The organism is Brachyspira pilosicoli (assembly GCF_019402445.1).
Classification (GTDB): Bacteria; Spirochaetota; Brachyspiria; order Brachyspirales; family Brachyspiraceae; genus Brachyspira; species Brachyspira pilosicoli_B.
This window is the reverse complement of record NZ_SRZM01000045.1, coordinates 1-4,912: the sequence shown is the minus strand read 5'-3', so window position 1 is coordinate 4,912 and position 4,912 is coordinate 1. Positions and strand designations below refer to the sequence as shown.

3 protein-coding genes and 1 pseudogene are annotated in these 4,912 nt (G+C 29.2%); 3 read left to right on the top strand and 1 reads right to left on the bottom strand.

The genetic code is table 11. From position 1 onward, the window contains the following. The first annotated feature begins 334 nt into the window (after positions 1 to 334). The 3 genes from E6A48_RS02045 (at position 335) to E6A48_RS02035 (ending at position 4,264) form a co-directional block, all read left to right on the top strand. On the top strand, positions 335 to 1,774 hold the full coding sequence (locus E6A48_RS02045; protein WP_219708321.1) for an aminoacyl-histidine dipeptidase: 1,440 nt from the start codon (positions 335 to 337) through the stop codon (positions 1,772 to 1,774). Between the two features lie 58 nt (positions 1,775 to 1,832). Next, on the top strand, positions 1,833 to 3,758 hold the full coding sequence (locus E6A48_RS02040; protein ID WP_219708320.1) for an OPT family oligopeptide transporter: 1,926 nt from the start codon (positions 1,833 to 1,835) through the stop codon (positions 3,756 to 3,758). Between the two features lie 98 nt (positions 3,759 to 3,856). After that, positions 3,857 to 4,264: a PqqD family peptide modification chaperone gene (locus E6A48_RS02035; protein ID WP_219708319.1), complete on the top strand. Its 408-nt coding sequence runs from the start codon at positions 3,857 to 3,859 to the stop codon at positions 4,262 to 4,264. Here the strand turns inward: E6A48_RS02035 and E6A48_RS02030 are convergent. After that, positions 4,257 to 4,912, bottom strand: a pseudogene (locus E6A48_RS02030) (hypothetical protein); the annotation flags it as partial. The gene E6A48_RS02035 and the pseudogene E6A48_RS02030 overlap by 8 nt on opposite strands.

The following is a 4,912-nucleotide window of genomic DNA, read 5'->3' as shown; positions in this document are numbered from 1 at the left end:
ATTTATGTGTTTTGCCTGGTTTACCGTGCGGAAATATAGACAGCAAATTTAAAAATAACTAGGGTGGGAAGCAAAAATTAGAGTGTAACTAAAAAAATAAATATAATTTAATATTATAGTAAAAAATAAAAAGCCTATAGGGTGGGGAGTTAGAATAAAATTTATTTATGAAATTATATTATAAACAATTAAATATATTACTACTTGAAGTTACATAAAATTAATTTTTTTGATATATTATTAATTTTTTTTGACAATTTTTATATTATTTATTATACTAATAAAAGTACAAAATAATAAAAATAACTTATATTATTTTAAGGAGTAATATACTATGGATTTAAATGCTTTTAATTCAATAGAATCAAAAGAAGTATTCAAATGGTTCAATGAAATAAATAAAATACCAAGAGAATCAGGACATGAAAAAGAGATTAGTGACTTTTTGGTAAAATTTGCTAAAGATAGAAATTTAGAAGTATATCAAGATAGTGCTATGAATGTAATTATAAAGAAGAAAGGCACAAGCGGATACGAAAATAAACCTGCAGTAATAATACAAGGTCATGTTGATATGGTATGCGAAAAAACAAAAGACTCTAAACATGATTTTAGAAAAGACCCTATAGAAATGATAGTAGAGGGTGATATATTAAGAGCTAATAATACAACACTTGGAGGTGATGACGGTATTGCTATAGCTATGGGTATGGCATTACTTGATTCTAAAGACTTGCCTCATCCTCCTATAGAATTACTAGCTACTACTGCAGAAGAAACTGGTATGGACGGAGCTATTGCTATTACTGGTGAGCATATAGACGGTAAAACTATGATTAATATAGACGGAGAAGAAGAGGGAATATTTTTGGTAAGCTGTGCTGGCGGAATGAATACTTTAACAGATTTTGATATTAAAAGAGAAAAAGCAGAAGGAAAAGCTTTAAAAATAGAAGTATCAGGACTTAAAGGCGGACATTCTGGTATAGAGATTATTAAACAAAGAGCTAATGCTATAAAATTGCTTGGAAGATTATTATATGCTGTGAGAGATGATATTGTTATATCACATATAGAGGGCGGTGCTAAGCATAATGCCATAGCAAAACATGCAGAGGCTTTAGTAGTTTCTAAAGATATTAATAAAGTAAAAAAGACTTTAGAAGAAGTTGCTAAAAACTTAAAAAATGAATATAGAGTAGAAGACCCTGATATGGTTATAAATATTTCAGAGGCTTCAGATGTTAAAGAAAGCTTTACTAAAGAATTGAGTAATAATGTTATTAACTTTATGATGCTTGTACCAGATGGTGTTGCTTATATGAGTAAAGATATAGAAGGCTTGGTTCAGACTAGCTGTAATAATGGTGTATTAAAAGAAGAAGATGGAAAATTAAGATTTACTATATCAGTGAGAAGTTCTGTAGAAAGCTCATCTAAAGAGATAGGTTTAAAGATAGAATCTGCTGCTCATATGACAAAAGCTTCTTTCCAAATGTCTAATGGTTATCCTGCTTGGGAATATGATGCTAATTCAAAAGTTAAAGATATAGCATTAAATGTTTATAAGAAAGTTACAGGAAAAGATGCAAAAATAGAGGCTATACATGCAGGACTAGAATGCGGAATACTTAAAAAGCCTTTACCTAATGTTGATATGATAAGCATAGGTCCAGATATTAAAGATGTACATACACCTGCCGAACATTTAAGTATATCTTCTGTTGATAGAATGTGGAGATTTTTAAAAGAGCTTGTTATAAGTATTGCTTAAATAAAAATACTTAAATAAAAATATTAAATGATAATAAAAAATAGGGAGAGAAATAGGAATGTCTATTAAAGAAGAGGCTAGAAAGCTATCAAAAAATGCTTATGGTGGAATAAAGGGAGAAGATTATGTACCTTTTATACCTGCTACTACTGTGATGCCGGAGATGACCGGTTATTCTATAATACTTGGTGTTATACTAGCTATAGTTTTTGCGGCTGCTAATACTTATTTAGGATTGAAAGTAGGTCTTACAATATCTGCTGGTATACCTGGTGCTATACTTGCTACTGGTGTGTTTAAAGCTTTATTTAAAAGAAATAACATACTAGAAGCTAACTTTGCAGCATCACTTACTGCAGTTGGCGAATCTATTGCTGGCGGTATAATATTTATTTTGCCTGCTTTAATATTATTTGGTATGGGGCTTTCAATATTTACCGTAATAATTGTTACTATTATTGGCGGATTTATGGGTTGTTTTTTCATTACACCTGTAAGAAAATATTTAATAGTAGAAGAGCATGGTTCTTTGGTTTATCCTGAAGCTATGGCTCAGGCTGAAGTTTTGGTAATAGGCTCTGAGGGCGGTAAAGGTTTTAAGTATATGATTACTGGTATTATTGCTGGTGTTGGATACAAACTTTTATCTGGCGGATTTGGTTTTTGGAAAGAGAGTGCTACTTATATAATTAAGCCTTATGAAAAAACTATGCTTGGAGTGGATACTTTAGCTTCACTTCTTGGGGTTGGTTTTATTATTGGACTTGAAACTTCATCTTTAATGTTTGCAGGCGGTATAGTTGCTTGGCTTGGTCTTATACCTATTATTAAATATTTTGGAAGTTTAATTAATACTCCGATATTCCCTTCTACTACTTTGATATCAGAAATGTCTGCTCAGGAAGTTTGGGGAAGTTATATAAGATATATTGGTGCTGGTGCTGTTGCTATGGGAGGTTTTATCTCTTTGGCTAAATCTCTTCCTACAATTATAGATTCTTTCAAAAAATCTATAGCTGGTATGGGTGAGAAGGGTGCTAATGATAATCATGACAGAATCAATCAAGATGCTCCTATAATATGGCTTATTACTGCTGCTATATTTGGCTTTTTAGCTACTTGGCTTGTTCCTATAATTGGAGGCGGAATATTAGGCGGTATATTGGCTGTAGTATTCTGTTTCTTCTTTGCTGTTGTATCTGCAAGAATGGTTGGAGTTATTGGTGCTAGTAACAACCCTGTTTCTGGTATGACTATTGCTACTCTTTTAATTGTTGCTACTGCTTTCAAATTAACAGGCAATATTGGTGAAGAGGGTATTAGAATGTCACTTGTTGTTTGTGGTGTCGTATGTGTATCTACTGCTACAGCAGGCGGTGTTGCTCAATCTTTGAAATCTACTTTTATAATTGGCGGTTCTCCTAAGAATATACAAATTGGTATGTTTATAGCTCTTTGTGTGTCTTCTGTTGGTGCTGCTGCTACTGTTATACTTATGCAAACTGCTTATGGTATTGGTAGTGAGGCTGTTCCTGCTCCTCAGGCTACTTTGATGAAACTTATAGTTGAGGGTATTATGACTGCTCAGTTGCCTTGGACTTTGGTTATAATTGGAGCTTCTATTGCAGTATTTTGTGCTTTAGCTAAACTTCCTATACTTCCTGTGGCTTTAGGTTTATATTTGCCTATCACTTTAACTACTACTATATTTATTGGAGGTATAGTAAGAAAATTAGTTGAAATGAAGTTTAAAGATAAAGAAGAAGAAAAAACTGAGGCTGTTGAAAAAGGTATATTGCTTGCTTCTGGTTTGGTTGCAGGTGATGCTATTACTGGTATATTTATAGGTGTTATGGCTGCTTTAAATATTGCTATTAATTTTGGTTCTAAAATTGTTCCTCAAAGCAATGCTATTACATTTATAATCTTTATACTATTTGCTGCTTGGATTTATAAGTACGCTGTAAGTAAGGATAAAAAATAATATTTTAAAATAAATAGTATGGGCTTGGCAATTATATTGAGCTAAGCCCATTATTTTATAAAAAATTATTTATATATATTTATAGGATTTTTTAATAAATGAAAGATAATAGATTCTCATTAGATAATTTCTTAAAAGAAGAAGATAAGCATAATTTTGTATTGTATGTTCCAGAGATTATACATACTAATTGGAAAATAAATGATAATGGAAAAGTGCTTTTAATATTTGATGTTAATAACCCGATTACAAAAATAGCAGCTTGGCTTTTAAAAAAGAAACCCAATAAAGATATAGAATTCGATGAACTATGCACTTCCGCTTGGCTTAATATAGATGGAGAGAAATGCATATTTGAAATAGCTAAAATACAAAAACAAAACTCTAATGATAATTTTAAAGATTCTCTCATAAGATTAATCAAATTTATGCATTATATACAAGGCAGAAGATGGATAAAATATAAAAAAGTAAAAGCAAAAGAAGATGTTGATATATCTAAATAGTTTTATTTTTATGATGCATTATAATGTTTTTTAATAATTTATAAATTAAGTATAATATTAATATACTAATAACTATTATATGAGATATTGCACTTATATAATTTGATACTGTAAAATATTTTGGCTCTTCCCATTTAACTTCTTTAAAACTTAAGAAATTATTTAACTTATCAATATCATTTGTGTTAAACCCACTAAATTGTTGGAAGTTGTTATTAAAAAATATTAAACTTCTTGGATCAGTAAAATTATATTTATTATTAACTATTTTGTATGGAGAGCCTTCATCTTTGGATTTAAAAGTTTCTAAACCATATCCATATATTGATTCATAAGGTAATCTTGATGTATTTAATTCATAAGTATTATTTGTAAAATCTATCATATTATATATTTCTAATTTATTATTTATATATGTTACTTTATATTTATTATGATTACTTTTTATAGAGTAAAACACATCATCATCAAAGTCTATATTTGTTTCAACATAATTTTTATTAATATTTTGTATGCTAATAAATCTATGATAATATAAAATTGTAGTTGATAGAATGATAAATATAGAAAGTATAATTTTTTTATTATTATTCCAAATATTTATTTTAGTAAAGATAATTGAAAATATCATTAATATAGGTATTATTA